The organism is Cupriavidus sp. 01L45 (assembly GCF_056399885.1).
Genome location: NZ_JBFTSG010000092.1, coordinates 1 through 19,255 on the forward strand (window position 1 = coordinate 1; position 19,255 = coordinate 19,255).

Annotated in this window: 16 protein-coding genes; 12 read left to right on the forward strand and 4 right to left on the reverse strand. The window is 63.0% G+C overall.

Annotation, left to right across the window (positions count from 1 at the left end):
* The 8 genes from AC1DT6_RS38410 to AC1DT6_RS38445 all read left to right on the forward strand — a co-directional run.
* Positions 1 to 252, forward strand: a 252-nt coding sequence (locus tag AC1DT6_RS38410) for a hypothetical protein (protein WP_477115484.1), incomplete at its 5' end; no start/stop codon positions are given.
* A 63-nt stretch (positions 253 to 315) separates the two neighbouring features.
* A complete protein-coding gene (locus AC1DT6_RS38415; protein WP_477112055.1) occupies positions 316 to 576 on the forward strand; it encodes a hypothetical protein in 261 nt (86 codons plus the stop codon).
* 305 nt (positions 577 to 881) lie between these two features.
* A complete protein-coding gene (locus tag AC1DT6_RS38420; protein WP_276286980.1) occupies positions 882 to 2,285 on the forward strand; it encodes an efflux transporter outer membrane subunit in 1,404 nt (467 codons plus the stop codon).
* Positions 2,286 to 2,511: 226 nt separating this feature from the next.
* Complete coding sequence (locus AC1DT6_RS38425) at positions 2,512 to 5,085, forward strand: FHA domain-containing protein (RefSeq protein WP_477115485.1); 2,574 nt, start codon at positions 2,512 to 2,514, stop codon at positions 5,083 to 5,085.
* Positions 5,072 to 6,454 (forward strand): beta-barrel domain-containing protein, encoded by a 1,383-nt coding sequence (locus AC1DT6_RS38430; RefSeq protein WP_441635823.1) that lies wholly within the window; start codon positions 5,072 to 5,074, stop codon positions 6,452 to 6,454. Before AC1DT6_RS38425 ends, AC1DT6_RS38430 begins: the two co-directional genes overlap by 14 nt.
* Before the next feature lie 72 nt (positions 6,455 to 6,526).
* Entirely contained in the window at positions 6,527 to 7,279 is a 753-nt protein-coding gene (locus AC1DT6_RS38435) for a peptidylprolyl isomerase (RefSeq protein ID WP_276286977.1), read from the forward strand.
* 20 nt (positions 7,280 to 7,299) lie between these two features.
* Positions 7,300 to 10,359, forward strand: coding sequence for an ABC transporter transmembrane domain-containing protein (locus tag AC1DT6_RS38440; RefSeq protein WP_477103998.1), 3,060 nt, complete (start codon positions 7,300 to 7,302; stop codon positions 10,357 to 10,359).
* 55 nt (positions 10,360 to 10,414) lie between these two features.
* Entirely contained in the window at positions 10,415 to 11,719 is a 1,305-nt protein-coding gene (locus tag AC1DT6_RS38445; RefSeq protein ID WP_441635827.1) for a sigma-54 interaction domain-containing protein, read from the forward strand.
* A gap of 39 nt (positions 11,720 to 11,758) precedes the next feature.
* Here AC1DT6_RS38445 and AC1DT6_RS38450 read toward each other — a convergent pair whose 3' ends face one another.
* Positions 11,759 to 12,529, reverse strand: a complete 771-nt coding sequence (locus AC1DT6_RS38450; RefSeq protein ID WP_441635829.1) for a PP2C family protein-serine/threonine phosphatase — start codon at positions 12,527 to 12,529, stop codon at positions 11,759 to 11,761.
* 126 nt (positions 12,530 to 12,655) lie between these two features.
* Positions 12,656 to 12,943, reverse strand: coding sequence for a hypothetical protein (locus AC1DT6_RS38455; protein ID WP_276286973.1), 288 nt, complete (start codon positions 12,941 to 12,943; stop codon positions 12,656 to 12,658).
* Positions 12,944 to 13,547: 604 nt separating this feature from the next.
* On the opposite strand from AC1DT6_RS38455, the gene AC1DT6_RS38460 reads away from it, so the two are divergent.
* From AC1DT6_RS38460 to dusA, 4 genes are all read left to right on the forward strand, one after another.
* Complete coding sequence (locus tag AC1DT6_RS38460) at positions 13,548 to 14,021, forward strand: lecithin retinol acyltransferase family protein (protein WP_441635831.1); 474 nt, start codon at positions 13,548 to 13,550, stop codon at positions 14,019 to 14,021.
* Positions 14,022 to 14,488: 467 nt separating this feature from the next.
* Positions 14,489 to 15,658, forward strand: coding sequence for a CAP domain-containing protein (locus AC1DT6_RS38465; protein ID WP_441635833.1), 1,170 nt, complete (start codon positions 14,489 to 14,491; stop codon positions 15,656 to 15,658).
* Positions 15,659 to 15,732: 74 nt separating this feature from the next.
* Positions 15,733 to 15,954 (forward strand): hypothetical protein, encoded by a 222-nt coding sequence (locus tag AC1DT6_RS38470; RefSeq protein WP_276286970.1) that lies wholly within the window; start codon positions 15,733 to 15,735, stop codon positions 15,952 to 15,954.
* Between the two features lie 228 nt (positions 15,955 to 16,182).
* Positions 16,183 to 17,196, forward strand: coding sequence for a tRNA dihydrouridine(20/20a) synthase DusA (gene dusA / locus AC1DT6_RS38475; protein WP_441635835.1), 1,014 nt, complete (start codon positions 16,183 to 16,185; stop codon positions 17,194 to 17,196).
* Between the two features lie 483 nt (positions 17,197 to 17,679).
* Here dusA and AC1DT6_RS38480 read toward each other — a convergent pair whose 3' ends face one another.
* Both AC1DT6_RS38480 and AC1DT6_RS38485 read right to left on the reverse strand, forming a co-directional pair.
* Entirely contained in the window at positions 17,680 to 17,829 is a 150-nt protein-coding gene (locus AC1DT6_RS38480) for a hypothetical protein (RefSeq protein WP_441635837.1), read from the reverse strand.
* Between the two features lie 183 nt (positions 17,830 to 18,012).
* Entirely contained in the window at positions 18,013 to 18,312 is a 300-nt protein-coding gene (locus tag AC1DT6_RS38485; protein ID WP_441635839.1) for a hypothetical protein, read from the reverse strand.
* Positions 18,313 to 19,255: the final 943 nt, after the last annotated feature.

A 19,255-nucleotide genomic window follows, 5' to 3' on the forward strand; every position in this document is an offset into this window, starting at 1 on the left:
ACCCTCGCCATCAAAGACCTGTCCGTCACCGAAGAACTCGACGCCCGTGCCATGCGCGCCGTGCGCGGCGGCTTCGTGCCCTTCCTGCCCGTGTTCAGCGCGGTCAAGCTCGACTCGACTTTCAACGCTTCGCAGCTGATCGGCCAGACGCAGAACGTCGTCAACATGAACGGCAACAACACGGCCTTCGCGGACGACATCAAGTCGAATGTCCACTCGACCCAGAACGCCCAGAACAACATCTATCGCTAAGCCGCGGGCCCTGCCCACCGCGCAAGCTGCATTCGCAAACTACTGAATACCCGGAGAACTGCCATGACTACCACCCTCGCCATCAAAGACCTGTCCGTCACCGAAGAACTCGACGCCCGCGCCATGCGCGCCGTGCGCGGCGGCTTCGTGCCCTTCCTGCCCGTGTTCAGCGCCGTCAAGATCGACTCGACCTTCAATGCCGAGCAACTGATCGGCCAGACGCAGAACGTCACCAACATGAATGGCAACAACRCGGCCTTCGCCGCGGATATCAAGTCGCACGTGAGCTCAACGCAGAACGCGAACAACAACATCTATCGTTGAAGCCACCGCCGCCCTCCCGGATTGCCGGGCGGGGCGGCCCTCTCTTGCCGCCTTCATGGCAGCCAGCCTCCAATTACAGGTTGGATAGCGCCGCCGGCGGATACACAATGAAGCATGGCGAGGCCTGCTTGCTTGCATCCGGGCCGTGACCGACCCGGCGCAGCTGGCGCCGGCGACGTGACGAACGGGGCCTGCTGCCCGCCTAGTCCTTTTCGGTTCGCTTGCGCCTGCAGGAGGCGATCGTGCCAGACCTTTCCACTCCGTTCCGTGTGCATCGATCACGCACCGCCGCAAAGCGATGCCTGATGGCAGGCGCGTGCCTGCTGGCGCTGGCCGGCTGTGCCGATTTTCGTCCCCCGGTGTACGAACGCCCGGTAACACCGGCCAAGCCCGACTGGGCGCGCCAGGGTTCGATCACCGTCTCGGCGTCGGACACCATCGTGCCGAACTGGTGGCAGGCCTTCCGGGATCCCTATCTGGACGGACTGGTCGACAAGGCCATCGCTGGCAATTACGACATCAAGGTGCTGGCCGCGCGAATCAAGGTGGCAGGCGCACAGATTTCCGAGGCGAAGGCCGGTGCGCTGCCGGTCTTTGATGTCGGCGCCGGTGCAAGCTTCGAGAAAACCACAGGGCAGAACCTGGTCAAGACTTACAACCTGGGCACCCAGGTCAACTGGGATATCGACATCTGGGGCAAGGTCGAGAAGGGCGTGCAAGCCCAGACCGCGGAATTCAACGCGACCGAAGCGGATTGGCGCGCCGGCTACCTCACCCTGGTCTCGGACGTGTCCACTACCTATTTCCAGATCCTGCAGTTCGACGAACAGATCGATCAGCAGTCCAGGTCACTGGCCAAGAACAAGCAGATCCTCGCCACCTACCAGGCGATGTTCCAGAACGGACTGGTCCCCAAGATCCGGGTGATGCAGCAACAGGCGGAAATCAACCGGCTGACCAAGAACCTGCTGGAACTGCGCCGCTCGCGCGATATCTCGGAGAATGCACTTGGCACGCTGGTCGGCGTGCCGGCGGGCGTTTTCAAGGTACCCGCGGGGCGCTTGCAAGAGCGCGTGCAGTTGCCCGCGGTGCCGGCCGGGCTACCGTCGCAGTTGCTCTCGCGGCGCCCGGATATCGTGGCGGCGGAGTACCGCGTGCTTGAGTCATACAACCTGGTCGGACAGGCGCGGCTGGCGCAGTTGCCCACCGTCAGCCTGACCGGTCGCGGCGGCACCGCAAGCTTCGCCTTGTCGGATCTGCTGAAGTCCTTCACATTCGGCCTGATGCCGAGCATCAACCTGCCCATGCTGGATCCGAACGTGCGTGCGCATGTCAAGACCACCGAGGCGCAGACCAAGGTGGCCGAGAACGAGTACGGCCGCACGGTGATCACTGCATTCGAGGAGGTGGAGAACGCACTGGTCAACGTCGATGCGCACAAGAAGCAGCGGGTGGAGTTGCAGCAGCAGGTGGAGCAACTGCGCGTCGTGTCGGCGCAGATCGAGGCTCAGCTCAAGGAAGGCGTTGTGTCCCAGCTTGAAGTATTCGAGACCGAGCGGTCACTGCTCAGCGCGCAACTCGAGTTGTTGGCGAACCACCAACAAATCCTGGCCGACACTGTCACCCTGTACAAGGCACTTGGCGGAGGGTGGCCAAGCGTCGAAGTGAGCAATGCGGGAAAGGACGCGCCGCGGCAGGTGGCGAAATAGACCCCGCGACAATCCATGTATCGGGACCGGACGATCCCGGCAAAGCCGGCGCCAGGCCCGCAATACGCCGCCGGTGGACGTTTGACTACCGGCAAGCGTGGCCTACTATGTCCTTAGTCAACACGTTCCCGGCGGAGCGGGCCGGTTCGGCCCCGCGCCGCCGCCATGGAAAATGGCTTGCCGCCGGCGCACGCGCCGCGGCTCGCGCTGTTGGTGGTATCGAAACATGGCTCCAGACGAAGCTCTGATTGTCGAGATACGGGCAAAGGTGGGGCAGGCGTTCGATATCGTGCTTGTCCCCATCTCGCACCCCGAGTTGGGCGAGATCCGCATCGACGAGAGCCTGTTCGCCGTGGGCCGCGCGGAAGCGCCATTCGCCGCATATCCTCCCGATGTGGCGGCCGCGCTTTCACGCCGTCATGCGCGCATCTTCTCCGAGCACGGCGCGGCCTATATCGCGGACCTGGGCAGCAAGAACGGCACCACGGTCAACGGCGAGACCGTGGTACTGCAGCCGGCGAGATTGCGCGATGGCGACGAGGTGCGCTTCGGCGCGGCGCTGTGCTATCGGGTGCGTCTGGCTTCGCGCACGCCGGTACAGGCACCGGAGCCGATATCGGTCGTGCTGACGCTCACCCCCGAGCGCGACGACCTGGGCCTGCAGCCAGTCGAGGTGGCCGGATTTCCTTTCCTGGTCAGCAAGGCCGACGAGACCTTCTCCCGCTACAAGGAGGTCTATCCTCACCAGGTCAACTATGTCTCGCGCCGTCACGCGCACATTTTCCTGAAGGGTGGGCAGCCTTTCATCGAGGATCTGGGCAGCACCAACGGCACCTTCGTCAACGGCAAGCGCGTGGAAGAACACGCGGTTCCCCTTGGTGAGAGGGACCTCGTTGCCTTTGGCGGCAATCATTTCGTCTATCGGGTCGGCATACGGAACGATGCGGCCACGGATGCGACCGTCACCAGCTCGAACCTGCCGCCCCCCCAAGGCACCGGCACGCCTGCGCAGAGCGCGCCAGACGTGGCGCCGACGTGCGCACCGCCCGTTCCAGTGGCAGCCGCCGCAACCGTGGCCGAGCCGGCCCACGATCCAGACAAGACCACCTTCGTCGGCGCGGCTGGTTCGTTCCTGGACATCTTCTGCGTCGACTATGCCGCGCAGCAAGAGGACGAGGTCAACCAGGAGGCCCTGCCCCAGCCCGAAGGCGATGCGGGCGGGGCGGACAAGCCGCGTGCGCAAGGCAAGTTCGCCCTGGTCATGGGCAAACTTGGCAGCAGCTTCGGTGCCGCGGAGCGCGCCGGACTGAAGCGCGCAGCGCGGTGGGGCGGTATCCTGGCCGCGGCGGTCGTGGCGCTGCTGCTATTCCTGTATTTCCGCGGCGCGCCCGAGCGCGAGATGACGGACTTGATGGCTAGCGGCGACTATACCCGCGCGGCGGCGGTGGCCGATGCGTACCTCAAACGGCACCCGGACAAGGTACGGTTCCAGGCGATGGGCACGGAAGCGTTGTTGCGGGCGGAGGTGCCGGCATGGATCGGCAAGCTGCAGGCGCGCGATTTCAACGGTGCGGACGCGGCGCTGGCGCGTATGAAGATACTCGGCGCGCACAACGCGGACGCACTCGGGTTGCTCGAAGAACTTGCCTGGATCGGACGGCTGAACCGTTTCGTGGCCGGCCGCGGCGGCGTGGACGCGCCTATCCGCATGTATGCCGATGAGGCCAGCATCCGCGCCTTGCTCAAACACTGGAACGAGGACACGCCGGCGCACCAGCGCGCACTCGACCGCATCGCCGCTTACGTGCCGCAGTTCAAGGAGCCCTATGCCGATGCGCTCAGCTACTTGCGCAAGCTGCAAAGCGATGATTCTGTCTACCTGGCGGCCATCGACCGCCTGAACGCATCGCTCGCCACCGGCCTGGCAAGCGATCACCCCGAAGCCCTGCAGGCCGTGCTGGCCGATTACGCCGAGAAATATCCAAGGCTCGCCGGCATGGATCGCCTGAAGGACGATCTGAAGCAATACCTGGAACYGGACAGCGCGGCGCGCGCGATGAAACTGGGCCCGCTGATGGCGCAAATGGCCAAGGCCCGCTTCTCCTCGCCGCCCTTCCAGGCCCGCTTCGGCGTTCTGGCGGCCAGCCGACTGCCGACGCCGGAACTGGTGCGGCAATACGGCGAGGTGGACAAGGCGTGGCGTGCGGGAGACAGCGACAAGGCCTTCGCGGGGCTGCAACAGATAAAGACAGGGCCATGGGCCGAGGCCGCGGCCAGGGATCTCGCGCGCAAGCAGGCCGTCGCCACGCAGTTCGCCGAATTGAAGAAGGCGCGCGGGGGCAAGGGCTACGAGGAGTCCTTGCTGTCGTTCTACGCCATGCTCGATCCCGCTGAGGACACCTACTTCCTCAAGGCAATCGAACCCGATGTGGCAGCGATACACGATGCGGCTACCAGGCGCGCGCAGGAACTGATGAACGGTGCGCTGGCATCGTGGCGGCAGTATCGCCGCGACGGGGCGATCGGCGGCGAGCAGCGGCTGGAATCCGAAATCTCCGGAAAATTCCGCACGCAGGCGCGCCTGTTGTCCAATGCCAGCGCACAAGCGCGGCAAGGCATGCGCATCTACACGCAACTGAAGGTCGGCGATACGGCGCAGTGGAGTCAACTCCAGGAGGATATCAATTCGGAAACGGAGTTGCAGCGGCGTTCGCTGCAGGAACTGCGCATGGTGTTGAATCCGGCCTTGCTCAAGGCCAAGCTTGCATTGATAGGGGGGGAGGGCGATGAGGGACGATAGCCGGGACAATCGCCTTAAGCCGCTGTCAGAGGCACTTGAGGATCACAGCGCGGAAGGCATCGCGATCCTGAGCGCGGAGCCTTGGAAGATGATGCAGATCTCCGTGCTGGTCATGGTGGCGCTGGTTGTTTGCGCGCTGGTGTGGTCGTTCGTCGGGCACGCCGATGTGATCGTGTCCGCGGACGGTACCCTGGCGCCCGAATCGGAAGTGCGGCGGTTCTATGCGCCGGTTGACGGCGAGCTCGCGGATCTCTATGTGGCCGAAGGCCAGCCGGTGTCCAAGGACGACGTGCTGGCGCGGCTGAATGCGCGCGGCGCGATCGAGGCCGCCACCAATGCGCTGGAGGCGCAGCTCAAGCTGCAGGATTCCGAACGCGAGTGGAAGCAGTTTCCCGACAGGAAGCTGCTGATGGAGCGCAAGGCGGCGGCGTTGAAGCAGCAGATCGATGTGGCGGAACGGCTGCATGAGAACCGCACGGCAGAAGGCACCACCCGGCTCGCGGAACAGCAACGGGCGCAATTGCAGCAGGCGCGCAGCAACCTCGACAGCGCGCGCCGTACCCGCGAATTCGCCCGGCAGGAGCAGGACAGGTATGCGCGTCTGTTCGCACTGCCCGGCGGCGGCGGCGTTTCGCAGTCGCAGGTGGAGTCCAAGCGGATCGCTGCGGTCGAAGCGGAGAACGCGCTGCAGATTGCCCAGTCGCGGCTGGCCGAACTGGATTCCAAACTGAGCCAGGAGTTCAACCAGGCCACGGTGCAACTGGAAGGCAGCAGCCAGGAACTGACCAACCTGCGTATCCAGTACGACGCCGCGCTGCGCGAGATCGCCAATACGGAAGACAAGCTGCGCCTGCAGGTCCAGACCGCGCGGCTGGTGGCCGAGGCGGCGGCGCGCATCCGCTTCGAGAATATCGACAAGGACAACTTCCTGCTGATACTGGCCCCGGTGGCCGGTGTGATCACGGATGTCACCTCCACGCAGCGCGGCGACAAGGTCCAGGCCAATACGCCATTGGGTGGCATTGCCCCCAAGGACGCGCGTCCGGTGCTCAAGATCGTCATTGCCGAACGCGACCGCGCCTTCCTGCGCGAGGGCCTGCCCGTCAAGCTGAAGTTCAACGCCTTCCCCTACCAGCGCTACGGCCTGATCAACGGCACGCTGGAATACATCTCGCCGGCGACCAAGCTGGCCGGCCCGAACAAGCAGCCGATGTACGAGGGGCGCGTCAGGTTGGCGCAAGACTATTACTCGGTGGCCGATAGCAAGTATCCGCTGCGCTACGGCATGACAGCCACGGCGGAGATCGTGGTGCGCGAGCGGCGGCTGATCGACCTCGGGCTGGATCCGTTCCGGCAGGTTGCCGGATGAAAGGGTGCGCATCGGCCCGCATCCACGGGCAGACGGTGCGTGGCGTGTGGCAAGAATCAAGGAGCTGACGAGATGACAGCGATTGTGCGGGTCGACGACGAAGTCATCGGCGTCGAGGAGTTCATCCGGGTCCTGAAGCTCACGGGACAATTCGAAGCGCTGATCGAGCAGATCGTCAGGGACAAGCTGACGGTGCATGCGGCGAAGAAGCAGGGCCTCACCGTGTCGCCGGAGGAGATCCAGGAACGCGCCGACCAGTTCCGGCGCGTGCAGGGCCTGCACCGCGCGACGGAAATGAACCATTACCTCGATGTGCTCGGCGTCAGCCTCGACGAGTTCGAGGCGTTTATTACCGATAGCCTTTACCAGGAGAAGATGCTGGCCGAGGTAGCCAACGAAAAAGCCGTCGACGCATACTTCAAGCTGCATTCTCCGAAGTTCGACAGCATCGAGGTCAGCCATATCGTGGTAGACGCCGAAGGCAAGGCCAAGGAACTGATCTCCTACCTGCAGGACGACCCCGACAGCTTTGCCGAGATGGCGCGCGAGCATTCCCTGGCAGATACGAAGGAGCAAGGTGGCGCAATTGGCAAGGTACTGCGCGGATCGCTGAAGACCGACATTGAAGCCAAGGTGTTCAATGCCGCCACCGGCGACCTGCTTGGCCCCTTTCCCTCCCACGACCGCGCCTTCTTCGAGATATTCATGGTGAGCGCCAAGCATCCCGCGGTGCTGGATGCGGAAGTGGCGGCGGAGGTGCGCCGGCTCCTGCGTGAGGACTGGCTGATGGCCAGGGCGCAGGAACACGTCATCGAAGCGCGCTAACCGCGAAGGCCGAGAAGCATATGGAAGCCAGCCCCGAACTGCAGCCGCTCGCCGATTTCCTGTCGGGCGTGGAAATACTCTCGCCGTTCTCGCGCGAGGAGATGGAGCGGCTGGCGGAGCACGCGCAATCGCTTTCCTTTGGCTTCGGCGAGACGATCTGCAATGCCGGCGATCCGGCCGACGGGCTCTTCGTCATCAAGGCGGGCTCGGTGCGTATCTTCAACGAGGAAAATGGCAAGGAGGTCAGCCTCGGCGTGCGCAAGGCACGCGAGGTCTTTGCCGATATCGCCATGCTGCGGGAATACCGGCACGAATCCTCGGTGCGGTCTTCCGGCAAGACCGAGCTGCTGTTTATCCCGCGCAGCGTGACCGAGCCCATGATCGCGCAGAATCCGGCGGCGATGGCTTTTGTCGCCAGCTATGTCGCGATCAGTTCGGCCGGCGGCTTCGTCGCGCGCCTGTTCGACCTGCGCGGAAAGCTCGATAAGAGCGAACTCGAAGAGGCCGTGCGCAGCGTGGGCGTCAAGCGCGTGTCCGAGGGCAAGGAGATCCTGAAGCAGGACTCCAGGGAGGACCGCCGCCTGTACGTGGTGCGCCAGGGCGAGGTGCGCATCGTGCGCAATGAGGATGGCATCGAGTATCCGCTGGCGACCCTGCGCCAGGGCGACATCTTTGGCGAGCGTGCCTGCGTGATGCGTCAGGAGCAGATCGCCTCTGCCATCGCCGGCACGGATGTCAGGCTGCTGGTCATCCCGGAAAAGACCGTGCAGCTGATCCTGGAACGCAACCCGAAGTTGCGTGAAGTGCTGGAAGAACGCATTCGCTTTATCGACCGGGAACTGCACCGGCAAAAGAAACTGGCAGAGCGGCGCAAGCATCCGGTCATGCTCGACTTGCGCTCGAAGCCGGAGTTCGGCGAGCGGGTGATCCGCCGTTTTGCGCTGGTGGAGCAGGCCGAGGAGATGGATTGCGGCGCTGCTTGCCTGGCAATGATCTGCCGCCATCATGGCATTGCCATGACGCTGGGCAAACTGCGCGAGCTCGCCAATGTGACCACGCAGGGCGCCACGCTGGACAGCCTGGCCCGCGCCGGCGAATCGCTCGGCTTTACCACGCGGGGGGTACAGTGCACGCATGATTCCCTGCTGGGCTTCGAGTTGCCGTTCATCATCCACTGGGAGGGCTATCACTACGTGGTGGTCTACGGCGTATCGAAACGCTGGGTATGGGTGGCCGACCCGGCCCTCGGTTTTCGCAAGATGGCCGTCGAAGAGTTCGAGCGCGGGTGGAGCGGTACCTGCCTGCTCTTCACCGCCGGCGAAAGCATGGCGCAACTGGCGGTGGCGCGCTCGCCCTGGCTGCGTTTCATCGGCTACCTGGCGCCATATAAACGGATTCTTGCGCACCTGTTCCTGGCGACCTTTGTGATCCAGGTGCTCGGGGTGGTGCCGCCCCTGATCATCCAGAACATCCTGGATGGCGTAGTGGTACACCAGAACGTCGGACTGCTGAACCTGCTGATCCTGGGGCTGATCATCTCCAATGTCTTCTCGCAGTTCATGAGCACGGTGCGGGCATACCTGGCCAATTTCATGGTGCGCAATATGGACTTCGCCATGATGTCGCACTTCTTCAAGCACACCTTGTCGCTGCCGTTCTCCTTCTTCGCCAAACGCAAGACGGGCGATATCTTTGCCCGCTTTCAGGAGAACCAGACCATCCGCGCCTTCCTGACCGAGTCGACGGTGACGACGGCACTCAACCTGCTGATGGTGTTCATCTACTTCACCATCATGTTTCTCTACAACGTCAAGATGACGCTGGTGCTGATCGCGTTCGTGATTCCCATCGCCGCCCTGACGGTCGTGGCCACGCCCAAGGTCAAAGCGTACGCGCGCGAGGTGTTCAACACCTCGACCGAGGCCAGGTCCTACCTGATGGAGACGCTGGGCGGCGTGGAGACGGTCAAGGGCATGGGYATCGAGCGGCCCGTGCGGCTGAAGTGGGAGAAGAAGTACGCCAAGGCGCTGGAATTGCAATACAAGGCGCAGGCCTTCCACATCCTGGTGGGGCTGGCCAGCCAGCTGCTCAATGCCGCAACTACCATCGCCGTGCTTTGGGTGGGCGCCAACCTCGTGCTGCAGCGTGAACTGACGGTCGGCCAGCTCATTGCCTTCAATGCCTTCATGGGGAGCGTACTGGCGCCATTGATGGGCCTGGTGGCGCTGTGGGGCCAGCTCAACGATGCGGGCGTCGCGATGGAGCGGCTGGGCGATGTGCTGGACCTGGAGCCGGAGCAGAAGCCCGAAGACCTGCCTTCGCGCGTGATGCTCCCGGACCTGCAGGGCGAGATCAATCTGGAAGGCATCTATTTCCGCTACGGCGGCGCGGAGACGCCTTATGTACTGGAGAACATCAGCTTCAGCATCAAGCCTGGCGAGTTGCTGGCCATCGTTGGGCGCAGCGGATCGGGCAAGACCACGCTGGCCAAGATGCTGGTGGGTTTCTATGTGCCGACCGACGGCAAGCTGACCGTGGATGGCTACGATATCGGCGTGATCGACAAGGAGTATTACCGCGCGCAGATCGGCTATGTAATGCAGAGCAACCTGCTGTTCTCGGGCACCATCGCCGAGAACATCGCCTGCGGCGACGACAGCCCGGACCGCCGCCATATCGAGGAAGTCGCCAAGATGGCCGATGCCCATGCCTTCATCAGCAAGCTGCCGCTCGGGTATGAACAGGTGGTGGGGGAACGCGGCGTGGGCCTGTCCGGTGGGCAGATCCAGCGGCTCTGCATTGCGCGCGCGCTCTATCACGATCCTCGCCTGCTGGTTTTCGATGAGGCGACTTCGGCGCTGGATACACAGTCGGAGAGCAACATCCTTGGCAATATGCAGGAGATCCTGCATGGCCGCACGGCCGTGATCATCGCGCACCGCCTGAGCACCATCATGCGCGCGGACAAGATCCTGGTGCTGTACGAGGGCGCCATCGTTGAGCAGGGCCGGCATGAGGAACTGCTGGAGCGCAAGGGCATGTACTACCAGTTGGTGCAAAAGCAGCTGAGCGCGGCTTGAGCGCGCGCACGCGCCGGGACATCCATGGCGCAATGCAACGCAGGGGGAGCGCGATATGAAGTTGTTCAACCAGGGCGGATCGGTCGGGTCCGCCATCTCCTATGCCGGGCTGATCGAGAAGATCGAGATCCTGCGCTCCACGTTGCGCTGGGCTTCCAAGCTCGAACGCACGGAGATCGAGAAGCTGCTCAAGCAAGCCACCACGCTGCGCGACGAGGTGATGCAATTGTCGCACAAGGAGCGCTTTGTGCAGGCGGCGGTGGCCGAGCCCGTTCCGGCGGATCTCGCGCCGCGGGAGCGCCGGCAGGCGCTGCTCGAGCGCAGCTTTATCTTCGAGGGCACGTTCGGCGACAATCCAAAGCTGCTGGAAGCGCTGGAAATTGCCGAGAAGGCCGCGCCGACCGATCTGCCGGTGCTGATCGATGGCGAGAGCGGTACCGGCAAGGAGCTGATGGCCAAGGTGATCCATGCCAACGGATCGAGGACGGACAAGCCCTATATCTCGGTGAACTGCGGGGCGATTCCGGAGAACCTGATCGAGTCCGAGCTGTTCGGCCACAAGAAGGGTGCCTTCACTGGCGCGGCCAACGATCGCCGGGGCAAGTTCGAGAGCGCGCATACGGGGACCATTTTCCTCGACGAGATCGGCGAGCTGCCGCTGACCGGGCAGGTCAAGTTGCTGCGCGTGCTGGAGTCGCATGAGATCCAGCGGGTTGGCTCCGACGAGACCATTTCAGTCGATGCGCGTATCGTGGCGGCAACCAACCGGGACCTGCGGCGCCTGAGCGAGGAGGGCAAGTTCCGCGAAGACCTGTTCTACCGGCTCAGCGTGATTCACGTCACGCTGCCGCCGCTGCGCGAGCGCCGTGACGAGATCGCCTTGCTGGTGGCGTATTTCGGCGACGAGTCCGCCGGCGCCTTGAAGCGCCGCCCCATCAAGCTGACGCCGCGCCTGCGCGACTTCCTGATGAACTACGCCTATCCGGGCAATATCCGCGAGCTGCGCAACCTGATGTACCGGATCTCGTGCCTTGCCGGCGATACCGCCGATCTCGAGCATCTTCCGCAGGATCTCCGGCCCAAGCCATCGGCCCCGGCGCTGGTCGCAAACGGCTCCGTGCCGGTGGTGGTGGATGCGTCGACGGCTACCTCGCTCAGTGAAGCCAAGCGGGCCGCCAGCGATGAAGCCGAGCGCGCCTTCCTCGAACGCGGCTTGCAGGAGGTGGGCGGCACCGTGGCGGAGCTGGCCAGGCGTTTCGACATGAATCGCTCGCACCTGCAGATGCTGCTGAAGAAGCACGGCATCCATTCGAAGGATTTCCGTAATCAGGCAGCGGCGCAGGGCGGCAAGGCGCGATAAAGGGCTTTTCGTCCGCCAGGCTTCGCGCCGTCGCAGCCATTACAGCGCGGGGTTCACCATGGTCTTGTCGGAGCCGTAGAGATCTTCCGCTCGCGCCACCACGGCCGTGATGTTGTCGTGGCCGCCGCGGCCCAGCGCCGCGGCCAGCAACGCCTGGGCTGCCAGTTCGCAATCGCCGCATGCCAGTACGCTGGCGATCTCCGGATCCCGCAGTTCGTTGCTGAGCCCGTCGCTGCAGAGCAGGAAGATATCGGCGTCCGCTACCTCCACCCAGGCCTGGTCCAGTTCAAGCGTGGTGTTCGCGCCCACGGCGCGGGTGATGGTGTTATGGGCCGGATGATGAATGGCTTCTTCCGCCGTGATCAGGCCGCGGGCCTTGAGTTCCTCCACGCGGCTGTGGTCGCGGGTGAGCTGCGTCAGGTGCGCGTCCCGGTACAGGTAGATGCGGCTGTCGCCTGCCCACAGGCAGCCGCAGAAGCGCTCGCAGGCCATCAGCACCACCACTGTGCTGCCAATGCGCCGCACCTGCCGGCGCGCCGCCTCCGCCAACAGTTCGCGATTGACTTCCTGCAAGGCCGCGCGCGCATCGTCGAGCAAGCTCTCCAGGCTGGGCGGCACGCCCAGGCGGGCCAGCGTCTCCACGACCAGGTTGCTGGCATAGTCGCCAACCGCATGGCCGCCCATGCCGTCGGCAACGACCCACAGTCCTCGGTCCGGTTGCGCGAGGCAGGCGTCCTCATTACGCTCCCGTACCAGGCCGACATCGGAACGAGCGGCTGAAGTCCAGCGGAATTGCGATGCACAGGTCACGATCCTCTCCGGTGTGCGGACGAGCAGGGCACTATCGCGCCAAGCCGTTACCGGGACAGGCAACGGCTTGGCGGGCGGTGCGTGGCCGGACTGTGCGTGCTGCTGCGCGAACTGCGCGCTGCCGGGTTACATCCGTCCGTCGTTCCTTGCCCCTTGTCCCGCTTGTACATTGATGTTCGCGCCGGGCGCCGAATTGCGAACGTCAATGTTCTGAAACTGGTTAACCATCTGATCAGCATAGAAGTTGTTGTTGATCTCGTAAAAGTTGACGATCGGCAGAGTGCTTGCACGGGGCGGCGTATAGGGCTGGATCCAGCCGAATACCCAGGGAGCACCGCCGCCGCGGATGGCCGCCATTGCCTGGCCATCCAGTGTGCGGTTGGTAAAGAGGTCTTTGATGGTGAGCGCCGCCATGATGGGTCTCCGGTGCTTGGGATGGGTAGGGACTGTGTTCCGGTCCGTGGCTTGTCGCCATGCTTCTATAGAGCAAAGCGCGTGCCAGTGCCATGCCCGCCGCCTGGCGGGGGATGCAACTGCTTGATTTCGCTCGTTTTTTTGCCCGATCGGGCGGAATTCCGGCGCAGCGTGGGCGCTACGCCTCATGCCGGAGCGTTGGCGCCTCGCCAACATTCCCACACCTTGTGGTGGTCGCGAACCACCGCTTTGGCCGTGGCCCGGCCGCCTGTCCTGCCATCGTGAAGGCAGGACAGGGCAGCGATTCGCCGCTCGCCCCTTCACTCCCGCATCGGCAATGTCCCTGTCGTTATCGATGAGGGGCCGGCGGCATGCGGTCCGCCCGAGGAGCGACAAAAGCCCTTATGCCGGTTTGATTGCATGGCACCAACACATTGGGCAACACGCTGTTGGTTTCCCTACGACGCTTTTTCCCTTCCCGGTACGCTGCATCACCCGCAATCCCTCGCCGTAGCTGGGGCCACGTTGGTTGGCACGGTTGATGCGGATGCAATGGCAACGAAGCAGGCAATGCCTGCGGCAAGCAAACAGATCAGAGGCAGCCATGAACCACCAGAACCAACTCCAGGAAAAGGCCATCGATGCTGAGCCGCCCATGGGCGCGCACCTTGTCACGCTGCGCCGCGGCTATGCCCACCACGGTATCTACATTGGCGAAGGCAAAGTGGTTCACTATGCCGGTTTCGCCGGGTCGCTCCACCGTGGCCCGGTGGAAGAAACCACGCTCGAAGCCTTCGCCGCCGGCTATCCGATCACCGTGAAGGCCAACCCCTGCGCCAGGTACGTCGGCCTCGAAGCCGTCGCGCGCGCCCGCTCCCGTCTCGGGGAAGACAACTACCGGTTGCTCACCAACAACTGCGAGCACTTCTGCACATGGTGCCTGCATGGCGAAGGCCGCAGCGAACAAGTGGAAGCCTGCCTGCAGCATCCGTCGACAGCCGTGCAAACCGTCGTCACCCTGTTCAGGACATTTTTCGAAGCCGAATGGAAGGGCGCGTACTTCGGTGCCCGCGCTTAATCACGACAAGCCAAGGAGACCGACATGCAAACCGCCAAGATATCCCTGCGCGGCCTGATCGACAAATGGCTAGGTTCCAGTCGGGCAGCACCCGCTCGCATCACGCGCGTGCGTAGCTCGCGAGCTGGCCGAAGTGGCTGCGTCCGAGTGGACGTGGCGCGGCCCTCCGGCCAATTGTCGATGTTCTTCTTTCGTCACGATGACGGGTGCTGGTGCGTGTTTCCGCCGGCGCTCAGAATGGGTTGAGGCCCGAGATTGCGCGAAAAGCCGGGCATTCGCATGTGCCTCAGGCGGGCCTGTTGCTTGCTCTATCCGCGCAAAGGTCACACGTAAGCATTTGTTCGCAGGCTGGACGCCCGATCGCGCGCACCAATAACATCGTCCGGATTTTTCACGGCGGGTAGGGTGCATGCCAGGCCCGAATTCCTGACCACCGGCTGCGATCGCCGGACGAACCCCTCGGACTGATGCTAGCGAATCACTCGACGATGCCCGGAAAGGCTCACTTTCCCAAGACACTTCTGGTACTGGCCTGCGCCACTCTGGCGCTGTCCGCTTGCGGCGGTGGAGAGGGTGGCGGCAGTGGCGCCAGTGCGGCGGCGCCCGCCGGTGCCGCCAACAATGCGGCGAATGCCGGTGCCGGCGCCGCTATCGCTGTTGCCAGCACCAGCCAGGCAGTGCCCGCTACTGCCGTAACCGCGTGCTTTACCGTGACCGGCAACGCCGCGCCCGCTACCAGCACTTCTGCCGTGAGCGTTCTGCCCGTGCGCGGCGCCGCAGCCGTCACCAACTACCGCGTGCTGGGCGAACCCAAGGCCGCAGGCCTGTGCTATGCCAATTTCCGCCGCGTGCAAGTCGGGCTTCCGGCGTTGGAGGCGCAGGACGCGATTGGTGTCGCGGCGCAGAACCACAGCAACTACATGCTGTGGAACAAGACGCTCGGCCACGATGAGAATTCCGCCGCGCGCGGCTTCACCGGCACTTCCCCGAATGTCCGCGTGCAAGCGCTGTACCCAACTGGCGCAACGGCCGAAGTCGTTGGAGGCGCCACAAAGTGGAGCTCGGATCCCAACGCTGTGCTAACCCTGTCATCCAATGACGCGCTGGTGTCCGACCTGTTCGATGCGCCGCTCCATCGCGCCACTTTGCTGGGCAGCTACAAGTCCGCGGGTGCGGGCTATGCCGAAGAGAAAGGCACGGGCTCGGGGGGCGCCACCGCATCGTTCTATCAAACCGTCGACCTGGCCGATGCCACCATGCCTGGCACCAGCACCCAGATGGTGGCGTATCCCTACGCAGGCCAGGCCGACGTGCCGACCAACTGGGTGAACAACGAAAGCCCCAATCCCGCGCCCGGCTACCAGAACCAGACGCTCGGCTACCCCATCACGCTGCAAGCCATCGATCGCAGCCAGACATTCAATGCCGATACCTTCGTGCTGACCGATGCGCAAGGCAACAATATCAATTGCCTGAAGGTAGATGCACGTAGCGCCGGTCTCTCGGGCGCGGCGGCCGGTGCTGCCGTCTGTACGCCTCTCGCGCCGCTTGCCGCTGCGAGCAAATACAACGTGACGGTCAGTGGCCAACTGGCAGGCAAGCCGCTTAACCTGAACTGGTCGTTCACCACAAAGTAAATGCGCCCGACCCTGTTCGCGCGGGGACGTGTCCATCTATGATGGGTTCATGTCCCGCGTCGAGGAGTGGCACCATGGAACGACAGTTCGAATATGGCGGCTATGCCGTGGTGGCCCGCGCGGTACCGTCGGCCGACGGGGGCTTTACGGCAACGGTCGTCATTGCTGACACATTCGGCGAAGCCCCGCAGCCCTCGTTCGAGGAAGAGGCCGGTGTGGCGCTGACCCAGGAAGCCGCTATCGCCCTGGCCGAAGCCGCTGCAATGCGAGCCATTGACGCGGGGCAGGTGAATTAGCCGGGAAGACGACGATCACGTGACCTTGCAAACCGCGTTCAGGCGGATCCGGGCGGTCTAACCTATACTCTCGTCCTTTCGCTCGCGCCGCGTGATGTGCCTGCGCGCTAAGTGCAACATTGGGTTTGACGGTGCAAAAGTGCGCAAATTGGCATATTGCGGCAAAGATGAGCGGAAGCAGGACATAGTCGGAACATCCGTAGATCTAGYATTCAAGCCGCTTTTCCAATGAATTCAACCCCGCGTCGTATCTCGGTTGCCCCGATGATGGATTGGACGGATCGTCACTGCCGTATGTTTCACCGGCAGTTGAGCCGCCATACCTGGCTGTACACGGAGATGGTGACCACAGGTGCGCTGCTGCATGGTGACGTAGCTCGCCACCTGGACTTCAACGCGACCGAGCAGCCTGTTGCGCTGCAACTTGGGGGCAGCGAGCCCGCCGCTCTCGCCGCAGCGGCGAAGCTGGGCGAGCAGTGGGGCTATGTCGAAGTCAATCTCAACTGCGGATGCCCTTCCGAGCGCGTCCAGAGGGGCGCATTCGGCGCGTGCCTGATGGCGGAGCCCGAATTGGTGGCGGATTGCGTGAAGGCGATGCGCGACGCAGTATCGATTCCGGTGACCGTCAAGCATCGTATTGGTATTGACACGATCGAGCACTACGATTTTGTCCGCGACTTCGTCGGTAGCGTGGCCGATGCGGGGTGCCAGACCTTTATCGTGCATGCGCGTAATGCGATCCTGAAAGGGTTGAGCCCAAAGGAGAATCGCGAGATCCCGCCACTGCGCTATGAAGTCGCTTACCAACTCAAGCAGGAGTTCCCGCAACTGGAAATTCTGATTAATGGCGGCATCGTCACGCATGACGAGATGGACGAGCATTTGGCGCATGTGGACGGCGTCATGATCGGGCGCGAGGCTTACCACCAGCCGTATGTACTGGCAGAGATGGATACCCGTTTCTATGGTGCACAGACGCCCGTGCCGCCACGACTGGAGGTTGAACTGGCAATGCAGCGCTACATCGGCGATTTGGTCGAACAGGGCGGCTATATGGGAGCGGTTACGCGTCATATGCTGGGCTTGCATCGGGGTATCCACGGTGGCCGTGGCTGGCGGCGGGTCTTGTCGGATGCTCGCCGCATGCATGCAGTGCGTACGCGCGCAGCAGTCGATGCGTTGTTTGAGGAGGCGCGCGCGCATCTGGGGCAGGGCAGCGAGCTATCCCGCGAAGTGGCATGAGTTTGCGCAGCCTATCCAGGTCAGTGGCCTGGATGCCCTGGGTAATGCGGTTTTCGGGCGGCTGGCCCTGCGCAGGTTGGAGCGATTCCTCTAACTTCGAATCCCCTTTTTATGCTCGTGTACTAAGAGGGGCTGCTACGCGCACTTGACCGCCGCAACGGACAGATTTCCCGCCATGGCAAAGGGATTCCCCTAATTAGTCAAGCGGCCGCAACTTCTTACACTGTGCCTGCCCTCGAATACAGGGTTTTCTTCAACTGATTGTTAAGCCCGCCTTGTGCGGGCTTTTTTTTACCATGGCTGCGACGTGGGGTTGCATGCCGCCCTGCGTACAAGAGCCTGATTTTGTAGATTTGCTTCCGTTTACCCGGATAGTACGAATGGCAAATGACAGATAGATTACCGAGGCCTTCAGGGCAATTGAGATCGCTAATTTAAGAGCCCGCGCAGCGGGCTCTTTTTTTTGTCTGTCCGCGCGTCGCACTATTTCTCACTGGTGCGTGAGATGCCGACGTCAACGATGCCGTAGGCGGTAATGCCTGATTCCCGGCCTTCGTTGCTCTGGCTGGCGCATCCGCCCAGAATTGCCAGCAGCGCGCAGCTTGTCAGTAGTCCCCAGAAGGTTTTCTTCATGCTCTCTTCCAATATGGCCGTGGAACCGGCGCTCACTATTGGGTGCCTGGCATCAGTTTTGGTTCCTCTGCAGCCTGTTGCCGCAGCCGGCAGGGCGAGGAGTAAGGCGCGTGGAGAAGCCGGTGGGGGAGGGTGACGCGCAGGCTGGAAGCAGGGTGGGCCTGACACGGTAGGGCGCCTCGCTCAACCTACGACAAATCTGTGCAGCAGCAATGCGGCAATGGCAGGGCATGCCAGGACCAGGCCACCCAGAGCCGGGAATCGCTGTGACCACATACCGATCAGGGCTGGGATCGCGGCCACTGAGCCAAGGATGTGTATCAGCAAGGACAACAGGGTGTCGGGCTGGCCACCACTAGCGGCTTGCGGCAATTCGCTGCCACCAGGCTGGCCGAAGAGTCCATATGCGCTGCCGAGCAACAGCACGACGAGGCAGAGCGTGGCAACCAGCTTAAGGGTGAGTTTGGCGCTTGAGGTCCGCATCGTCGTTCTTTCCACTTGGATTGAAAGCGCCCTCGCCTGGTGGAAGGGCGCATGGGCACATGTCCAGGATGTCGTGAAAATAGCGCAAACTGCACCTAATCCAACTGAGATTTTTCTAAGTCAGAATTAAGTCAAGGTGTGGCGCGTGGTGGTGCGTATGGCTGCGGTGGGGTGGGGCGCTGCGCGTTCTACGCGCTTTGTTCGCACTCCACTGTGCCCTAGCATGGAGGTGTCACGATTGCATTGCATCGGCACGAGGAGATCGGCATGGGACAGTGTGCCACGGATGTAGATTGTCCTGCGGAGGGACGTGCCGCCGCGGGCTTGGTCATAGGCGTGCTCGTGCTTGGCGCCATATTGGTGGTTGGCTGCGTCTGCTGTTCTCGATGCAAAATTCGCGTAGATCGCGCATAGCGACTCGGGTGAGCCCATCCGCGGGAGCATGGTATGTGTGTCAGACATTCTTGCTTAACACAGTCGGGCAAGGTGCGGGTATGAGGCCGCGAAGCAGACGATTTTGGGTGTCCCGGCAGATCGCACCATCAATCCTCGGTGCGCTGCGCTGCTGCAAGACAGGGACGCGGGATAGTCGGCCCGGGTCATGGAGGCGATGCTCAAAATGCGTAAGTTAGACATCGCCGTGTTGAGGCGGGCGTACGAGCAGGGCTAAGTCAACCGCGCCATATCGGAAGGGCGGGTAATGATTGCATGTCGACCGCGCGTGGCATTGCACTAGTGGAAGCTGCCTGTGGCCAAGGTGGCTCATGAGTATCTTATTTGTTGCTGCAGGGTTCATTTCAGAAAACGCTTGCCATGGCCGAGGGGCTCCCTTAAGATTCGCCCCCTCGCAACACAACTACCGCGCTGCAAAGCAGGCGGGACAAGGGTTGCGGGGTTGGCAGGGTGGTTGGCGGCGCGAAAGGCGCGGCGAACTGAAGTAAAA